General features: G+C 70.9%; 13 protein-coding genes. 2 read left to right on the top strand and 11 right to left on the bottom strand.

Going from position 1 to position 15,844, the window contains the following annotated elements:
- Positions 1–67: 67 nt before the first annotated feature.
- Positions 68–1,489 (bottom strand): hypothetical protein, encoded by a 1,422-nt coding sequence (locus HD557_RS15070; RefSeq protein ID WP_008361475.1) that lies wholly within the window; start codon positions 1,487–1,489, stop codon positions 68–70.
- A gap of 355 nt (positions 1,490–1,844) precedes the next feature.
- Between HD557_RS15070 and HD557_RS15065 the strand changes: the two genes are divergently transcribed.
- Both HD557_RS15065 and HD557_RS15060 read left to right on the top strand, forming a co-directional pair.
- On the top strand, positions 1,845–2,558 hold the full coding sequence (locus HD557_RS15065) for a TetR/AcrR family transcriptional regulator (protein WP_231380300.1): 714 nt from the start codon (positions 1,845–1,847) through the stop codon (positions 2,556–2,558).
- A gap of 49 nt (positions 2,559–2,607) precedes the next feature.
- Positions 2,608–3,024, top strand: coding sequence for a VOC family protein (locus HD557_RS15060; RefSeq protein WP_008361471.1), 417 nt, complete (start codon positions 2,608–2,610; stop codon positions 3,022–3,024).
- Here HD557_RS15060 and HD557_RS15055 read toward each other — a convergent pair.
- The 10 genes from HD557_RS15055 to HD557_RS15010 all read right to left on the bottom strand — a co-directional run bounded on the left by HD557_RS15055 (position 3,013) and on the right by HD557_RS15010 (position 15,777).
- A complete protein-coding gene (locus HD557_RS15055; RefSeq protein WP_008361468.1) occupies positions 3,013–3,894 on the bottom strand; it encodes an NAD(P)-dependent oxidoreductase in 882 nt (293 codons plus the stop codon). The two genes, HD557_RS15060 and HD557_RS15055, sit on opposite strands and share 12 nt — an antisense overlap.
- 84 nt (positions 3,895–3,978) lie before the next feature.
- Positions 3,979–4,797: a sulfurtransferase gene (locus HD557_RS15050; RefSeq protein WP_008361467.1), complete on the bottom strand. Its 819-nt coding sequence runs from the start codon at positions 4,795–4,797 to the stop codon at positions 3,979–3,981.
- 12 nt (positions 4,798–4,809) lie between these two features.
- Positions 4,810–7,101, bottom strand: a complete 2,292-nt coding sequence (locus HD557_RS15045) for a molybdopterin-dependent oxidoreductase (RefSeq protein ID WP_196874465.1) — start codon at positions 7,099–7,101, stop codon at positions 4,810–4,812.
- Positions 7,098–8,750: a dipeptide ABC transporter ATP-binding protein gene (locus tag HD557_RS15040; protein ID WP_008361465.1), complete on the bottom strand. Its 1,653-nt coding sequence runs from the start codon at positions 8,748–8,750 to the stop codon at positions 7,098–7,100. Before HD557_RS15040 ends, HD557_RS15045 begins: the two co-directional genes overlap by 4 nt.
- A gap of 13 nt (positions 8,751–8,763) precedes the next feature.
- Entirely contained in the window at positions 8,764–9,609 is an 846-nt protein-coding gene (locus tag HD557_RS15035) for an ABC transporter permease (RefSeq protein ID WP_008361464.1), read from the bottom strand.
- Between the two features lie 2 nt (positions 9,610–9,611).
- Positions 9,612–10,646 carry an ABC transporter permease gene (locus tag HD557_RS15030; RefSeq protein WP_008361463.1) on the bottom strand — a complete coding sequence of 345 codons (1,035 nt, stop codon included), beginning with the start codon at positions 10,644–10,646 and terminating at the stop codon, positions 9,612–9,614.
- A gap of 5 nt (positions 10,647–10,651) precedes the next feature.
- Positions 10,652–12,295 (bottom strand): ABC transporter substrate-binding protein, encoded by a 1,644-nt coding sequence (locus HD557_RS15025; protein WP_008361462.1) that lies wholly within the window; start codon positions 12,293–12,295, stop codon positions 10,652–10,654.
- Positions 12,296–12,329: 34 nt separating this feature from the next.
- Positions 12,330–13,529 carry an acyl-CoA dehydrogenase family protein gene (locus HD557_RS15020; RefSeq protein WP_008361461.1) on the bottom strand — a complete coding sequence of 400 codons (1,200 nt, stop codon included), beginning with the start codon at positions 13,527–13,529 and terminating at the stop codon, positions 12,330–12,332.
- Complete coding sequence (locus HD557_RS15015; RefSeq protein WP_008361460.1) at positions 13,526–14,782, bottom strand: LLM class flavin-dependent oxidoreductase; 1,257 nt, start codon at positions 14,780–14,782, stop codon at positions 13,526–13,528. The genes HD557_RS15020 and HD557_RS15015 overlap by 4 nt, the downstream gene beginning before the upstream one ends.
- A gap of 122 nt (positions 14,783–14,904) precedes the next feature.
- Positions 14,905–15,777 carry a LysR family transcriptional regulator gene (locus tag HD557_RS15010; protein ID WP_008361459.1) on the bottom strand — a complete coding sequence of 291 codons (873 nt, stop codon included), beginning with the start codon at positions 15,775–15,777 and terminating at the stop codon, positions 14,905–14,907.
- Positions 15,778–15,844: the final 67 nt, after the last annotated feature.

Genomic DNA, 15,844 nt, shown 5'->3' with positions numbered 1-15,844 from the left:
GCAGCGATCCGGGCCAGATGATCTCATCCGGGGGCATCGCGAAACATCCGGTCGGGATGTGGCTCGCTCAGCGTCGAACGGCGACCAGACCCGCCAGCGTGCCCTGGAGCAGGGTGCCGTAGGGAAGGATCGTGCCGACCATCTGCAGGGTGTTGGCCAGCGGTCCGAGCCCGAGGAACGTCTCGGAGAGAACTCGGCCGTCGGCGGGGTCGATCCGGGCCAGGCGCCAGGTCGGGCCGACACCTCGACGGGTGACGGTGTAGAGGACGTCCTCCTCGCGGGAGAGCCGGGGGACCGCGGCGGAGGGCACGTCGTTGCGCCAGACCGACTCGCAGGTGCCGGAGCGCTCGTCGACGTCGATGCGCTCCATGCCGCCCGCGAAGTCGGCCGTCGCCGGCACGGACTCGCCGGCGTCCTCGGTCGCCTGCGCGGGGTAGGGATAGCCGTAGGTGCTGGCGATGTAGACCGAGTCTCCCCAGGCGACGGGGGAGTTCTCGGTGCCGCTGCTCTCCTCGGTGAGGACCGGCAGCCGGCAGACCTCACGACCGTCGCGCGCCCGGTAGACGAGGAGGTTCTCGCGCGGGGAGGCGTTGTCGGTGATCACCACGAGCTCGGCCCCCGTACGCTCCCCGAAGAACGTCGGCGTCGAGCCGCTGCCGTGGCTGAGCTGGCCCGGCTTGCGGGCCTCCCCGCGGTCGTAGGGCTGGCGCCAGATCGTCCGGACCGCGGCGGAGTCGCGATCGGCGCGGAGCAGGTACGTCGCATGGTCGGTCGTCACCGCGACCCCGCTCGGTGCGCTGGAGATGGAGTTGGCGACCTTCTCGTCGCCGGCGCCGAGGGTCGTGGTGACGACGTCCCCGTCGGGCGTGACGTAGCCGGCGCGGCCCTGGGCGGTGGCGAACCAGACGTTGGCGTCGTAGCCCGGTCCGACGGTGGTGACCGCATCGCCCTCCGGCAGGGTCACCGGCACCTCGCGCTCCACCTCGATCGACCAGCCGCGCCATGACCTCGAGTGCGCCAGCCAGAGCAGCGACCCGGAACCGTCGACGGTGACGAGCCTCGACTTGTGGTCGACGTAGGCGTAGACGCCGCCGAGCAGCGATCCGGCCGCGAGATGGCGCCGGGCGACCGGGAGCAGGGTGGTCGGGTCGAGGAGGTAGAGGCTGGGCGCCCGGTCGAGATACTCGGTGCACAGCGCCTGCACCATCCCGTCGGAGCCGCTGAGGATCGTCGGGCACGCCGCCGGCAAGGGCACCGGCTGCGCTGGGGAGGGGTCGGCTCCTGGACCCGCGAACGGCGTCGTGTCGGACGCTCCGGCGTCGCCGTGCATGTTCCAGGTGCCGTCCGGACCGGCGTACGGGCTCGGTGGCACGGTCGCGCCGGACGCCGGGCCGACCGTCGGTCCGGCCAGGAGGGCGACGAGAGCGACGAAGGCGACGAAGGCGACGAAGGCCAGAAGGACGGTGGCGGGGGCGGTCCGGCGGGTCATGCCGAGGATCTAAGCACGAGTAAGTCGAGCGGATCAGTCGGAGATCATGTGGCGGTCGCCACAGACAGCCCACGAATGTCCAACAGATGCGTGACCTGTCACCCACATCGTCGTTAGCCACTGTGACGGCGGGTAACAGCCGGATGACAGCGCAGATGCAAGTGGCGCGACCCGGTGCTCAGCCGTACATGGGGGCTTCCGGTGTAGCCGTCCGGGTGTTGACGGACGCAAACACGCACATCGAGGACATAGCCCGATCGAGCTATGTCCAATAGGTCCTATGACTCATATTTTGTAGAGGATAAAGTCCTTTCAAGTCTTCCTTGAAAGTCCGGACGGGAGTTAGATGGGCAACATGACAACTAGGCGTTCTCGGCCCGGCCGCCCTAGGCATGTTCCCGACTCAGGTACGACCTCACCGCGCGACCAGATCCTGGATGCCGCATCGCGGCTGTTCGTCTCCCAGGGTTTCGCGGCGACGTCTACTCGCGAGATCGCCGACATGGTCGGCATCCGCCAGGCATCGCTCTACTACCACTTCGCGGGGAAGGACGAGATCCTCGGCGAGCTGCTCCGCCGGTCGGTCCGTCCGACCACGGACAAGGTGGAGAAGATCCTCAACCGCGTGCCACCGCTCGACTACGAGACCGCGCTCTACCTGCTGGTCCTCGTCGACGTACGCACCCTCGCCGACGTGCCGCACAACGTCGGCATGCTCTACCAGCTGCCCGACGTGGCCAAGTGCGAGGTGTACGACGAGTTCCGCAACGAGCACGCCGAGCTGGCCGCCCACTACGCGGACCTGGCCAGCGAGGTCGCCTCGAAGACGGTGCGCTCGACGGTCAGCCGCAAGCAGCTGGGCGACCTGCTCATCCAGCAGGTCGAGGGCGTGATCAACATGCGCACCGAGGACCCGGACCGCAAGATCCCGTGCCGCGAGGCGTGGGCCATCGCCGCGACCTGCCTGCGGATCTGCGACGTGCCGCAGGAGAAGATCGACGCGGCCGCACCGATCGCCATCGACCTGCTCCCGCAGTTCATCGACGAGAAGGTCGCCGAGCCGGTCTGAGGCACCGAAACCGGTGGACTCGGGTGCACACCTGGGCTTCGATGTGGGCATGGCCCTCTTCGTCTCGCACACGACCATCGACTGCCACGACGCGTACGCGCTCTCGGAGTGGTGGAAGGAACTGCTCGGCTATGTCGACGTGGAGGGCGACCCGAACCTCCCCGGTCACGAGGAGTGCGTGATCCTCGACCCGGAGACCGGCCACCGGCTGCTGTTCATCGAGGTGCCCGACGACCCGCTGCCCGCCAAGCGCATCCACCTCGACCTGCGCCCGCGCACCGGCACCCGCGACGACGAGGTCGAGCGCGTCCTCGGCCTGGGGGCGACACAGGTCGCCGACCACCGCGGCAAATATGGTCCCGGGACCGGCTGGGTGATCTTCGCCGATCCCGAGGGCAACCAGTTCTGCGTGCTGCGCTCCGAGGCCGAGGTGGCTGCCCAGGAAGCCCAGGCGTCAGGCTCGTAGCCGCAGCAGCTCGAACATGCTGGAGAACCCCTGGTCGCCGTGGCCCTGGGCGATCCGGCGGTCCATCAGCGACTTCACCTCCCGCATCCGCACCGCCTCGACGCCGGTCGACTCCCGGTGCCCGATCAGGTCGTCCATCAGCGCGGCCTGCACGTCGAGGGAGCCGAGGTCGGGGCCGTACGTCCCGCTCTTGATCGCGCCCGTCATCATCCGCAGCAGACCGGCGTAGCCGTTCAGGGACGCCGCGACCCGTTCGGTGAACGCCTCCAGGTCCATCCCCTCGGCCTCGACCAGCGTGAGCGTGTGCAGGAATCCGATCAGGAACTCGTAGCCGACCGCGACCTGGGCGTTGAACTCGACGGCCGCGAACCCGGCGTCGGGCCCGTGATAGGTGAGGGAGCCGAGCTCGGTGAGCATCGGCTCGACGGCCTCGAACGCCGCGCGGTCACCGCTGAAGGCCAGCGAGATCCTGGACGTGCCGACGTCGGGTGGGTCCCCCATGACCTTCCCGTCGACGTACGCAGCCCCGTGCTCGGCCGCCCAGGCCTCGTTCGCCCGCGCCTGTGCCGGCGAGCCGCTGGTGAGGCTGACCAGGGTGCGGCCCGCCGCGGCGGCGCCGACGGAGTGCAGGACGTCCTCGACCGCGGTGTTGTCCAGCAGGCTGAGCACCGTCACCGGGCTGGCCGCCACCGCCTTCGCCGCGGTGGACGCGACCGCGGCTCCGGCGTCGGCCAGCGCCTCGGCCTTGTCGGCCGTCCGGTTCCAGACCGTGGTCCGGTAGCCGCGCTCGAGATATGCCCGCGCGACCGCCGATCCCATGTTGCCGATCCCGATCACGGTGACGGCGGGTCGGTCGTTGTGCTCCGTCATGGTCCCAGCTCCCTCTCTCGTCGGTGTTCCTTCATGCTCGAAGATGAAGCCGACTTGAGGTCAAGCGCGAACGTCAGGCGTGGATCAGCCGGTGGCGACCGGCAGGTCGTGGTTGCTCCACTGGCTCCAGGAGCCCGGGAAGAGCGCGGCGTCGTAGCCGGCGATCGTCAGCGCGGCGACCTCGTGGGCGGCGGTGACGCCGGAGCCGCAGTAGGCGGCCACGGGGGAGCCGGCCTCGACACCGAGCGCGTCGAAGCGTGCCCGGAGCTCCTTGGCGGGCAGGAAGCGACCTTCGGCGGTGAGGTTGTCAACGGTGGGCGCCGAGACCGCGCCGGGGATGTGCCCGGCCTTCGGGTCGACCGGCTCGACCTCGCCGCGGTAGCGCTCGGCGGCGCGGGCATCGAGCAGAACACCTTGGTAGGCCTCGACGTGCTCGAACGGCAGCACGGGCAGGTGGCCGGGCGTGAGCGTCACCGTGCCGGGATCGGGCACCACGTCGGCGGTGGTCAGCGGGTGTCCCGCGGAGGTCCAGGCGCCGAGCGCGCCGTCGAGGAGACGGACGTCGGCGATGCCTGCCCAGCGCAGCAACCACCAGGCGCGGGCGGCCGAGGTGTTGCCGACGGCGTCGTAGGCGACGACGGCGTCACCCTCGGAGATGCCCCAGCGGCGAGCGGCCGCCTGCAGGTCGGCGAGCTCCGGCAGCGGGTGGCGGCCGTCGGTGGGCTTGCCGTGGCGGGCCAGCTCTGTGTCGAGGTCGACGTAGACGGCGCCGGGGATGTGGCCCTCGAGGTAGGACTCGTGTCCGGGCGGGCCGCCGAGCTGCCAGCGTACGTCGAGGAGGACCGGGGGCCGGTCGGAGGCGAGCTCGGCCGCGAGCTCGTCGGCGCTGATGAGTACGTTCACAGGTGAAGTCTTTCAGGAGAAGGTGGGCGGCTCATAGGCATGTACGGGGGGTGTCGGGCCGTCGTGGCGGGTGACCGAGACCAGCACGTGCGCGCCGGTGTTGGACTGGGTGAGCGACGAGGTGGGCAGGTCGCGGGTGAGCACGTTGACGTTGCCGTTGACGCAGTCGGCGATCTCCGGTGCGCTGGGGTCGAACCAGGCACCGGTGTGCATCTGCGCGACGCCCGGAAGCAGGGCGTCGGTGATGCGTACGCCGGCCAGCAGGCTGCCCTGGGCACTGCGGACGAGCGCCAGGTCGCCGTCGGCGAGGCCCCTCGCGGCGGCGTCGTCGGGGTGGAGCCGGATCGGCTCGCGGCCGGAGACCTTGGTCGCCTGGCTGGCGTCGCCCATGTCGAGCTGGCTGTGCAGCCGGTGGGAGGGCTGGTTGGCCAGCAGATGCAGGTCGTACGTCACCGCCGACGCAGACCCCCACCACTGGTCGGGCTCGCGCCACTGAGCGTGTCCGGCGAGGTCGTCGAGGCCGAAGCCGTCGATCGTCTCCGACCAGAGCTCGATCTTGCCGCTGGGGGTCCGGAGCGGGTGCTTGCGCGGGTTGTGGCGGAAGCTCGAGAACGCGGCGTCCTGGTAGCGATCCTGCGGCAGCTCGACGCCGCCGGCGGCCCAGAACTCGTCGAAGGCCGGCGCGTCGGCCGGTGTCGTCGGCAGCTCGCGCCACTCCTCGTAGATCCGGCGCAACCACTGCCCGGAGGTGAGTCCTTCGTCGACATCGGCGCCCAGGCGGCGGCCGAGCTCGCCGTAGATCCACAGCTCCTCGCGCGCCTCGCCGGCAGGCTCGGCGACCTTCGGCATGGTCCGCAGTCGGCGGTCGCCGGCCCCGGCGGCGAGGTCCGACCGCTCCAGCGCCGAGGCGACCGGGAGGACGATGTCGGCGTGCCGGGCGGTCGGGGTCCAGTGGGTCTCGTGGACGACGAAGGTGTCGAGCCGGGCGAAGGCGGTGCGCAGCCGGCCGAGGTCCTGATGATGGTGGAACGGGTTGCCGCCGGCCCAGTAGGCGAGCCGGATCTCGGGGTAGGTCAGGACCCGGCCGTCGAAGGCGAACGGCTCACCGGGATGGAGCAGCAGGTCGGCGATCCGGGCGCACGGGATCAGGTCGGCGACCGGGTTGGTCCCCTGCGGGAAGGTCGGCAGCGGCACGGGAGCGACGCCGACCCCGTAGTCGCCCATGGAGCCGTAGCCGTGCGCGAACCCGCCGCCCGGCAGACCGATCTGTCCCAGGAAGGCCGCCAGGGTGAGTGCCGCCCAGACCGGCTGCTCGCCGCGCTCGCCCCGCTGCAGGGCGTAGGCGACGTTGACGAGGGTGCGTCCCGCGGCCATCTCGTGCGCCAGCCGCCGGATCCGCTCCGCCGGCGTCCGGGAGATCGCCGCGGCCCACTCGGGCGTCTTCGCGATGCCGTCGGACTCGCCGAGGACGTAGGCCCGGACCCGCTCGGCGCCGACCGTGTAGGTGCCGAGGAACGCGTCGTCGGCCAGACCGTCGGCGACGAGCACATGGATCAGCGCCAGGATCACCGCGGTGTCGGTGCCCGGCATCACCCCGACCCACTCGGCCTCCAAGCCGTCGTAGGCGTCGTCGCGCTGTGCGGTCAGCGAGACGACCCGCGTGGTGTCGCCGACCCGCGTCGCCGCCGCGGTGCCGATGTGCCGGTCGTGCCCGCCGGGGACGACCCAGGTGTTGGAGCGCCGCAGCCCGCCGAAGGTCACCAGCAGGTCGGTGTGCTCGGCGATCTGCGACCACGAGACCGGCCGCGAGCGGAGCTCGGCCGTCGCGGGCTGCCCGATCAGGTGCGGAAGCAGCACCAGGCTGGCGCCGCGGCTGTAGTCGCTCACCGAGCGGGTGTAGCCGCCGATCCGGTTGAGGAACCGGTGCAGCTGCCCCTGGGCGTGATGGAGGCGTCCGGCACTGCTCCAGCCGTAGGAGCCGCCGAAGATCGCGCTGTTCCCGAACTCGTCCACGACCCGGCGCAGCTCGCCCGCGAGCAGGTCGAGCGCGGTGTCCCAGCCGACCTGGACGTACGTCTCCTCGGGGGAGCCGCGCCGCTCGCTGGCCCCGGGGCCGCCCTCGAGCCAGCCGCGGCGGACCGCCGGGCGGAGGACCCGGCTGCGATGGCGGTGGCCGGCCACCACGTTGCCGATCGCGGGGGAGGCGTCGGGGTCGTCGGCGTGCGGCCGGGCCCCGACGAGCTCCCCGCCCGGACCGAGCTCGACCTCGAAGGTGCCCCAGTGGGCGCTGGAGGAGAGCGTCATGCGGTGCGCTCGGCGATCCTGTCGGCATGGTCGGCGAGGTCTCGGCCGGGGACCGCCGCGACCAGCTCGCGGGTGTAGTCGGTGAACGGGTGTGACAGGACGCGGTCGACCGGCCCCTGCTCGACGATCCGGCCACGGTTCATCACGGTGACAGTGTGGGCGATCTGCCGCACGATCGCCAGGTCGTGGGAGACGAAGACGTAGGTCAGCCCGAGCTCGGCCTGCAGGCCGAGGAGCACCTCGAGGATGTCGGCCTGGACGCTGACGTCGAGCGCCGAGGTCGGCTCGTCGAGGACGACCACGTCCGGCCGCAGCACCAGGGAGCGGGCGATCGCGACGCGCTGTCGCTGCCCGCCGGAGAGGTTGGTGGGGCGCCGGTCGAGCAGCCCCTCGTCGAGCCCGACCGCCGACAGCGCCTCCCGGACCCGCTCGTCCCGCTCCCGCCTGGTCCCGACCCGGTAGCGGTCCAGCGGCTCGCGGACGATGTGCCGGATCCGCCACGTGGCGTCGAGCGAGGTGAACGGGTTCTGGTAGACGAGCTGGAGGTGACGGCGTACGCCGCGCAGGTCCGCGTGGGTGCGGTGGCTGACGGTCTCCCCGTCGACCAGCACCTCGCCGGTGGTGGGCTGCTCGAGACCGAGCAGGAGACGTACGGCGGTGGTCTTGCCGGAGCCGGACTCGCCGACGAGCGCGTGCGTGGTGCCCGGGGCGACGGCGAAGGACGCCTCCGAGACGGCGCGCAGCTCCGTGCCCTCCACGGTGAACGTCTTGCCGACCTCGCGGAACTCGATCTTAGGGCTGGGGGTGGCCGGGATCTCGCGGTCGCGGAGGGCGGCGTAGCGGTCGGGGTTGAGGGCGGGTACGTCGCCGTGCAGCTTGCGGGCGTAGTCGGAGGCGGGAGCCGCGAAGACCTGTCGAGTGGGTCCGGCCTCCTGCACGGTGCCGCCCTTGAGGACCACGATCTCGTCGGTGCGGTCGGCGGCGATGGCCAGGTCGTGGGTGATCAGCAGCAGGCTGATGCCGCGCTCCTCACGCAGCCCGGAGAGGAGATCGAGGATCCGCTTCTGGATCGTCACGTCCAGCGCCGAGGTGGGTTCGTCGGCGATGATCAGCTGGGGCTCGGGGATGATCGTCAGCCCGATCAGCACCCGCTGCAGCATGCCGCCGGAGAGCTGGTGGGGATAGGAGTCGAAGACCCGTCGGGGGGCGTCGAGACCGACCCGTGCGAACGTGTCCAGCACCAGCTCACGCCGCTCCGCCCTGCTGTGCTCGCCGGAGAGGAGCCGGGTGGCCTCCAGCGCCTGCGAGCCGACGGTACGCACCTGGTTGAGCGAGCTGGTCGGGTCCTGCGGGATGAAGCCGAGCTCGCGGCCGCGCAGCGGCCGGAAGCGCCGCTCGGGCAGGTCGAGGATCTCCTGGCCGGACAGGCGCACCGACCCGCTGGCGCGGCCCAGGTCGCGGGGGAGCAGCCGCAGCACCGAGCGGGCGATCGTGGACTTGCCGGACCCGGACTCGCCGATCAGCGCCAGGCTGGAACCCGCGGAAAGCGCGAAGCTGACGTCGGTCACCACCTGCGTACGTCCGTAGGAGACCGAGAGCGACTCGGCGGCGAGCAACGGGGCGGAGAGTGGCTGAGGAGTGTTCGTCATGGGTGCTCCGAGGTCAGGCGGGCCGGCGCAGCCATCGGCTGATCCGGTTGAGGGCGAGGACCGTGGCGACGATGACCGCGGCGGGGGCGTAGATCATCCACGGGGCGAACGGGAACTTCTCGCCGTCGGCGACGAGACGGCCCCAGTCCGAGGCGGGTGGCGGGTCGCCGTAGCCGAGGAACGCGAGCCCGGCGATGACCAGGATCGCGACGCCGAACTGCAGCACCGCGAGCGGCACGATCGAGCGCGAGGCGTTGGGCAGGATGTGGGTGAGCAGGATCTGCAGGCGGGAGCCGCCCTGCAGGTAGGACGCCTCCACGAACGTCGCCTGGCGCACCTTGATCACCTCCGCGCGCATCACCCGGGCGAAGACCGCCACCGCGACCACCCCGGTCGCGATCGCCGCGTTGACGGTCCTGAACCCGAGCGCGGAGACGATGACGACGGCGAAGAGGAAGCCGGGGATCGCCAGCAGGACGTCGACGAACCGGGCGAGCACGGTGTCGACCCAGCCCTCCAGGAACCCGGCGAGCAGCCCGATCAGGCTGCCCGCGATGACCCCGATGGCCACCGAGATCAGCGCGGAGCTGACCGAGGAGGCCGAGCCGTGCACGACCCTGGCGAAGAGGTCGCGGCCCAGGTCGTCGGTGCCGAACCAGTGGGCGGCGCCGGGACCGAGGAGCTTGTCGGTGGGTACGCCGGCGGCCGGGTCGTGGCTCGTGAACAGCCCCGGGGCCAACGACCAGGCGACGATCACCGCGAGCCACAGCAGCGAGACGGCGACGGTCGGCGGGACCCGCCTGAGCCCGGCGGCGCGGGGCTCGTCGAGCGCGGGCTTGGAGAGTGTTGCGACGGTCATCCTCAGCCTGCCTTCCGCGTGGAGAGTCCCGAGGGAGCGAACGGGCCCGGGGCGCGGCCGGGGGCGGGGACGGGGACCGTCGCCCGGGCGCGCGTCTCGGTGAGGCGTACGCGTGGGTCGAGCAGCGGGTAGACGAGGTCGGCCACCAGGTTGACCACGACGAAGACGACCGCCGAGAGCGAGACCACGGCCTGGAGCACCGGGGTGTCCTGGGTGGTCACCGACTGCTGGACGAGGCTGCCGAGCCCGTTGCGGCCGAAGATCTGCTCGGTCAGCACCGCCCCGCCGAGCAGCTCGCCGACGATGAGCGCGATGACCGTAACCACCGGAAGCGAGGCCGGCTTGAGCAGGTGCCGCACGAAGAGGCTCGCCTGGGTCAGGCCGCGCGAGCGGGCCACCGTGGCGTACTCCTGGGTGGACTCGTGGTCGAGGTTGGCGATGATCACCTCGGCCAACTGCGCCGAGACCGGGATCGCGAGGGTGAGCGCCGCGAAGAAGGTGCCGACGGGCGTCTCGGAGTCGATCACCGAGAACAGGTGCAGCTGGAAGGAGAAGAAGATCAGCACCAGCAGCCCGACCACGTAGTTGGGCACCGACAGGAACAGCGACGGGAACGCCCGCAGCAGGTCCCGGCCCGCCCAGCGGGGCAGCGCGTGGGCACCGTAGCCGACCGCGAAGGCCAGGACGAGCGCGAGCCCGAGTGCTGCCCCGGCCAGCGAGAACGTCGAGGCGGCGACCTGCCCGATCATCGGAGCGACGGGCAGGTTGGTGCGCAGCGAGACCCCGAGATCGCCGGTGAGGAAGCGGGACAGCGACTCCCACAGCTGCACCAGCACGGGCTGGTCGAGCTTGTAGTAGGAGACGATCTGGTCGACCTGCTCGGGCGAGAACCCGTTCTCCGGGTTGTTCAGCATGCCCGAGACCGGGTCACCGGGCAGCACGCTGATCACCAGGAAGGTGGCGATGTAGGCCAGCAGGATGACCACGACCGCCTGCCCGATGCGCCGGAGCACGAAGACGGGGTAGGAGTTCCGCACGGCGCTCACTCGATGGTGGCGGCGGCGAACTTGGCGAACGCCGTGCTGTCGGTCCGGACGCCCTTCAGGTCGGGGCTGGCGAGCAGCGGCCGCTGCACGATCTGGGTGATCGGCACGTAGTAGGCCTGCTCGAGCACGTGGCGCTGGAGCTCGGCCAGGTCGGCGTCACGCTGGGCGGGATCGGTCGCGGCCCGGATCGAGTCGCGCAGCTTGTTGATGGTGGTGTCCGACTCGCCGATGCCGAACCAGTTCTCCCCGCTGTCGGCGTCGGTGAACACGTTGGCCGCGGTGGAGGCGTCACCGATCGAGCGGGTGACCTCGTAGGCGGCCACGTTCGGCGCCCCGACGGTGATCTTCTCGCCGTAGGTGATCACGTCGTACGTCTGCACGCTCACCTTGAAGCCGAGCTTGCCCAGCTGGGTGGCGATGAGCTGGTCGACCTGCTTGGAGGTCGGCAGGTAGGGGTTGGAGTAGAGCGTGAACTCCAGCCGGGTTCCGCCCTTGGCCAGGACGCCGTCGGACCCCTTCCGGTAGCCCGCCTCGGCCAGCAGCTTCGCGGCCGCGTCGGGGTCGTAGCCGAACTCCGCGGACTGGTCGGAGACACCGGGCACGGTGTCGTTGAAGAACGAGTTCGCCGGCTTCCAGTCGGAGGTGTAGACGGTGTCGATGATCTCGTCGCGGTCGATGCCGTGCTGGACGGCCTGGCGTACCTTCAGGTCCTTGAAGACCGCGGTCTTGGTGTTGAGCGCCCAGCCGAAGGCGAAGCCGAGATAGACGGGCGTGTGCACGCTGAAACCCTGGCCCTTGAGGTCGGAGATCTGCTGCGGCGTCGGGTTGTAGGCGACCTGTGCTTGACCGGACTGCACCGCGGCGGTGCGGACGGCGGCGTCGGGGCTGACCTTGTAGGTGATCTGCTCGATCTTCGCCGGGCCGGTGTTGCCGAGCGCCTCGGGACCCCACTCGTAGTCGTCGCGCTTCTCCAGGACGACGTTGTCGTCGGCCTTCCAGGACTTCACGACGTACGGCCCGGAGCCGTAGTTGGTGGAGAGCTCAGCCTGCTCCTCGGCGGTGCCGGCGATGGCCTTGGGCGCGAACAGGGCGCTGGCGGCGTAGCCGAGGGTGGGGATGAACCCGAGCGTCGGCGCCGAGAAGCTCACCTGGACGGTCGTCTCGTCGACGGCCTTCGCCCCTGCGTACGTCTTGGGGAACAGGCTGATCGGGGCGATGCCCTGGTCGGGCTGGCCCTTGGCCCAGTAGTCGAGGTTGGCGACCACGGCGGCGGCGTCGAGCGGGTCGCCGTTGGAGAAGGTCACGCCCTTCTTCAGGTGCAGGGTGAAGGAGGTGTAGTCGGAGTTGTTCTCCCACTTCTCGGCGATCCAGGGCGAGATCTTGCCCTGGTCGTCGACGTAGACGAGCTTGTCGTAGATCTGGCTGTAGACGTTGCCCTGGAAGCTGGAGATCGAGGAGGTGTTGGGCACCCAGGAGTTGCCGAGGGAGTCGAGCAGGAAGGTGACCTGGCCCTCACCCGAGGCTCCGGACGAGGCGCTGCCGCAGGCGGTCAGCGAGGCCGCTGCGGTGGCCGCGGCGACGGCGAGGGCCATCTTGCGGCGCCAGGTGCCGAGACGGGTGACGGGTCGAGCGATCTTCATGGGGTTCCTTCGGTGATGTGCGGGGGTGGGTGACTCACGCGCCGAGAACGCGCCGGCCGGCCTGGACGAGGGCGAAGTCCTCCTGCGGCGGGTGCACCCGGATGCAGAGGGCGTCGCGCAGGTGGCGTTCGAGACGGTTGTTGCGGCTCAGACCCGGGTTGCCGAGCGCGGCGACGGCGGTCTGGGTCGCGGTGACGACGGCCCGGGCGATCGCGACCTTGATCACCGAGAGCTGGGGGAGGACCGAGTCGTCGCCGGCCTCGAGCCGGCGCAGGGTCCCGTACGCCAGCGCCTCGGCGCTCGCGATCTGCAGGTCGATCTCCCCGGCGACCGCCTGGATCCGCTCGGTCTCGGCGATCGGCCTTCCCAGGGCGCTGGGCACCCGGGTGCGGGCGAACTCGGCGAAGGCCGAGCGCGCCGCGCGGGCCACGCCGATGTAGAGCGCGGGGTGCGCGAAGCTGCCCGGGCCGGCGGTCGCCGCCGGGTCGCGGTAGGAGCCGTCCGGCTGTCGCGGGATCTCCCGGAACGCCTCGTACGGCACCTCGACCCCGTCGTAGACGACGTCGTGGGTGTTGGAGGCACGCAGGCCCAGGTGGTCCCAGGTCTCGACCCAGGTGATGCCTTCGGCGTCGCCGGGGACGGTGACATGACCGACCCGCGGCCGGTGCGAGGGGGTGTCCGGCTCGTCGGCGGTGACCCAGACGCTGTGGTAGGTCAGGGCAGCCCCGCCAGTGGCGTACGCCTTGTGGCCGTCGATGCGCCAGCCGTTCTCGGTGCGGGTGATCGTGGTCTTCGGGATACCGCCGCGGGCCGGGGCGCCCAGCTCGGGCTCGGCGCGGATGGCGTTGACGAAGGCCGGCTCCTTCGTCGAGCGGTCCAGCAGGTCGTCGTAGTGCGCGTCGTGCCAGCCACCGAGCTCGGCCTGAGCGGCATGGGCCGAGAGCGTGTTGGCCACGATCAGTGCCACCGACGGGTCACCCTCGCCGATGGCCTGGACGATGCGCAGCGAGTCGATGGTGCCGACCTCGGCTCCGCCGTACCGCTTGCCGACCGTCGCCGTCACCAGACCCGCCCGCCACGCGGCCTCGAGGCCCTTGGCCGGCACCTCGCCGGAGCGGTCGTAGTCGGCGGCGTGCTCGGCGATCTCCGCGGTGACCTGTGCGAGCGCGGCCTCGGAGAGGTCCGGGACCGGGAGATCGTACGTCCTCTTGCCGGTGTCGTCGGTCGCGGTCATGCGCCGGCGCCCTCGAGGGCCGCGGCCCTGTCCGCGGCCTTGTCCGCAGCACTGTCCGCGGCGGCGACGAAGTCGTCGCTGTAGTAGCCGAGGTGCTCGGACTGGAGGCTGCCGCGGCGTCCGGTCGCCTCGCGGTGGGCGATCTCCTGGCGCACCAGCGGGAGGACGTGCTTGCCGTAGTCGGTGGCGTCGGCGAGCGTGTCGTAGCCGCGGATGGAGACCAGGTCGGCGCCGGCGTCGACGTAGTCGAGGATCGCGGCGGCGACGGTCTCGGGGCTGCCGACCAGCGCGGTGGAGGCGCCCTGGCCGCCGGTCGCGGCGGCGGTGCGGGTCCACAGTGCGCGGTCGTAGCGCTCGGAGGCGCCGGCGAACTCGAGGGCGCGCACCGAGCCGATGTTGGTGGCCTTCGACTGATGGCGGCGGGTGAAGTAGGCGGCCTTCTCGTAGGTCGCGCCGATCTTGCCGATGTAGTCGTAGGCCTTCTCCCAGGCCTCCGCGTCGGTGGCGGCGACGATCGGCCGGAAGGTGACCCAGATGCGCGGGTCGGGCCGCCCGGCCGCCGCCGCGATCGCGTTGACCCGGTCGATCTCCGTGCGCAGCTCGGGCAGCGGCTCGCCCCAGAAGGAGAAGATGTCGGCCTGGGTGCCGCCGATGTCGAAGGCCTCCTGCGACTGGCCGCCGATGGAGATCGGGATCGGGTCGCCGGAGTAGGTGGCGAAGCCCGGGCCGAAGTCGTCGAACCGGTAGAACTCGCCCTCGTGGCTGAACGGCTCCTTCTCGGTCCAGGCGCGGCGCAGCAGGTCGATGTACTCGCCGGTGCGGGCGTAGCGCCGCGGCTTGGGCTCGTAGTCGCCCTGGCGGTGCTGCTCGTCGTCGGAGCCGCCGGAGATCAGGTGGACGACCGCGCGCCCCTGGGTGAGCTGGTCGAGCGTGGCCAGCTTCTGGGCCGCGACCAGCGGGAACGTGGTGTTGGGGCGCAGCGCGACGATCGGCCGGATCCGTTCGGTGAGGGTGCCGACGGCGGCCGCGGTGATGAAGGAGTCGGCCGAGTTCGAGCCGTAGGGGAGCAGGGTGTAGTCGAACTCCTGCTCCTCCAGGGTGGCCACGTAGCGCTTGAAGTAGTCCAGGTCGATGCCGTGGGGGACCTTGACCGGGTTCAGCTCGGTGGACGGGTTCAGATGTGAGAGGCTGATGAACTCGACCTTGGGTGATGCTGTCGCCGGGATCTGGGCGTCGAAGACTGGGGTGGTCACGAGGGGTTCCTTCCGGTGCGCACGGGCTCAGTCGACAAAGTCCACTGACTTAGTCATCAATGCTGGTGGGTGGGGGCCTTGGCGTCCAACAGGAATGTGGGATGTGAATCCTTCGCCCTGGCTTATGCGTTGCTGATCAGGCGCAGGTTCGGGGTTCCGGCCAGGAAGTCGCGGCCGGCGAGCAGGGCGGTCTCCTCGATCTCGGGGTCGAGTCCCCGGCGGGCGATCATCCGGAGGTGGGCGGTGCCTGCCGCCGGGAGGCCGGGGCGCTCCTGGATGCCGTGCGGGCTGCCGCCGATGCCGGGGAGCAGGGCGGTGCCGAGGCCGGCGCGTACGCCTGCCAGGACTCCTTCCAGGGTTGTCGAGGTCGCGGTGACCTCGACCTGGTGGCCGGCCTCGGCGAGCAGGGCCAGCGCCCGCTCGCGCAGTCCGCACGGCTCCTCGAACGCGACCAGGCTGAAGGTCTCCTCGGCGACCGGCTCGCGAGGTGCGGCGTACCAGTGGAGGGGGAGGAGACCGACCTCGTGGCCGGCGGCCTGGCCGCTGGGGTCGAGGACGAAGGCGAGGTCGACCGAGCCCTTGGCGACCGAGTCGTAGAGCTGGGTCGAGCGGCCGATCTCGAACCGGGTGCCCGTCTCCGGGAAGGCCTGGGTCAGGGTGCGCAGGAGCTCGGGGAGCATCTGCTCGACGGCGTGCTCGACGCAGCCGACGGTGATCGTGGTCGGGTTGGCGACCTCGAGGAGTGCGAGCGAGGCGTCGTGGGTGGCCAGGATCTTGCGCGCCTCGACCAGCACCCGCTCGCCGTCGGGCGTGAACCGCATGGTGCGGCCGTCCTTCTCGAAGAGACGGCGCTTCAGGGTGCGCTCGAGGAGTCGTACGTGCTGGCTCAGTGCGGGCTGGCTGATGTGTCTCACCGCCGCCGCCTTGGTGAACCCTCCGCTCTCAGCGATCGCCACGAGCGTACGCAGGTGCTCAATGTCCAGCGAAATACTCATATATCTAGTGTGGGGCCTTTGCGGGATTCGTGTCGTGCCCTCTCAGATACCGATCACGATCGGCGAT

Source organism: Nocardioides luteus (assembly GCF_015752315.1).
Classification (GTDB): Bacteria; Actinomycetota; Actinomycetes; order Propionibacteriales; family Nocardioidaceae; genus Nocardioides.
Note: the sequence above shows the minus strand (reverse complement) of the source record. Positions and strands in the feature narration are given on the sequence as shown.

What these genes read in the sequence shown, in the direction of transcription:
- HD557_RS15070 (WP_008361475.1), bottom strand. Translation starts at nt 1,489, where the DNA reads ATGACCCGCCGGACCGCCCCCGCCACCGTCCTTCTGGCCTTCGTCGCC.
- HD557_RS15065 (WP_231380300.1), top strand. Translation starts at nt 1,845, where the DNA reads ATGACAACTAGGCGTTCTCGGCCCGGCCGCCCTAGGCATGTTCCCGAC.
- HD557_RS15025 (WP_008361462.1), bottom strand. Translation starts at nt 12,295, where the DNA reads ATGAAGATCGCTCGACCCGTCACCCGTCTCGGCACCTGGCGCCGCAAG.
- HD557_RS15020 (WP_008361461.1), bottom strand. Translation starts at nt 13,529, where the DNA reads ATGACCGCGACCGACGACACCGGCAAGAGGACGTACGATCTCCCGGTC.
- HD557_RS15040 (WP_008361465.1), bottom strand. Translation starts at nt 8,750, where the DNA reads ATGACGAACACTCCTCAGCCACTCTCCGCCCCGTTGCTCGCCGCCGAG.
- HD557_RS15010 (WP_008361459.1), bottom strand. Translation starts at nt 15,777, where the DNA reads ATGAGTATTTCGCTGGACATTGAGCACCTGCGTACGCTCGTGGCGATC.
- HD557_RS15045 (WP_196874465.1), bottom strand. Translation starts at nt 7,101, where the DNA reads ATGACGCTCTCCTCCAGCGCCCACTGGGGCACCTTCGAGGTCGAGCTC.
- HD557_RS15055 (WP_008361468.1), bottom strand. Translation starts at nt 3,894, where the DNA reads ATGACGGAGCACAACGACCGACCCGCCGTCACCGTGATCGGGATCGGC.
- HD557_RS15035 (WP_008361464.1), bottom strand. Translation starts at nt 9,609, where the DNA reads ATGACCGTCGCAACACTCTCCAAGCCCGCGCTCGACGAGCCCCGCGCC.
- HD557_RS15060 (WP_008361471.1), top strand. Translation starts at nt 2,608, where the DNA reads ATGGCCCTCTTCGTCTCGCACACGACCATCGACTGCCACGACGCGTAC.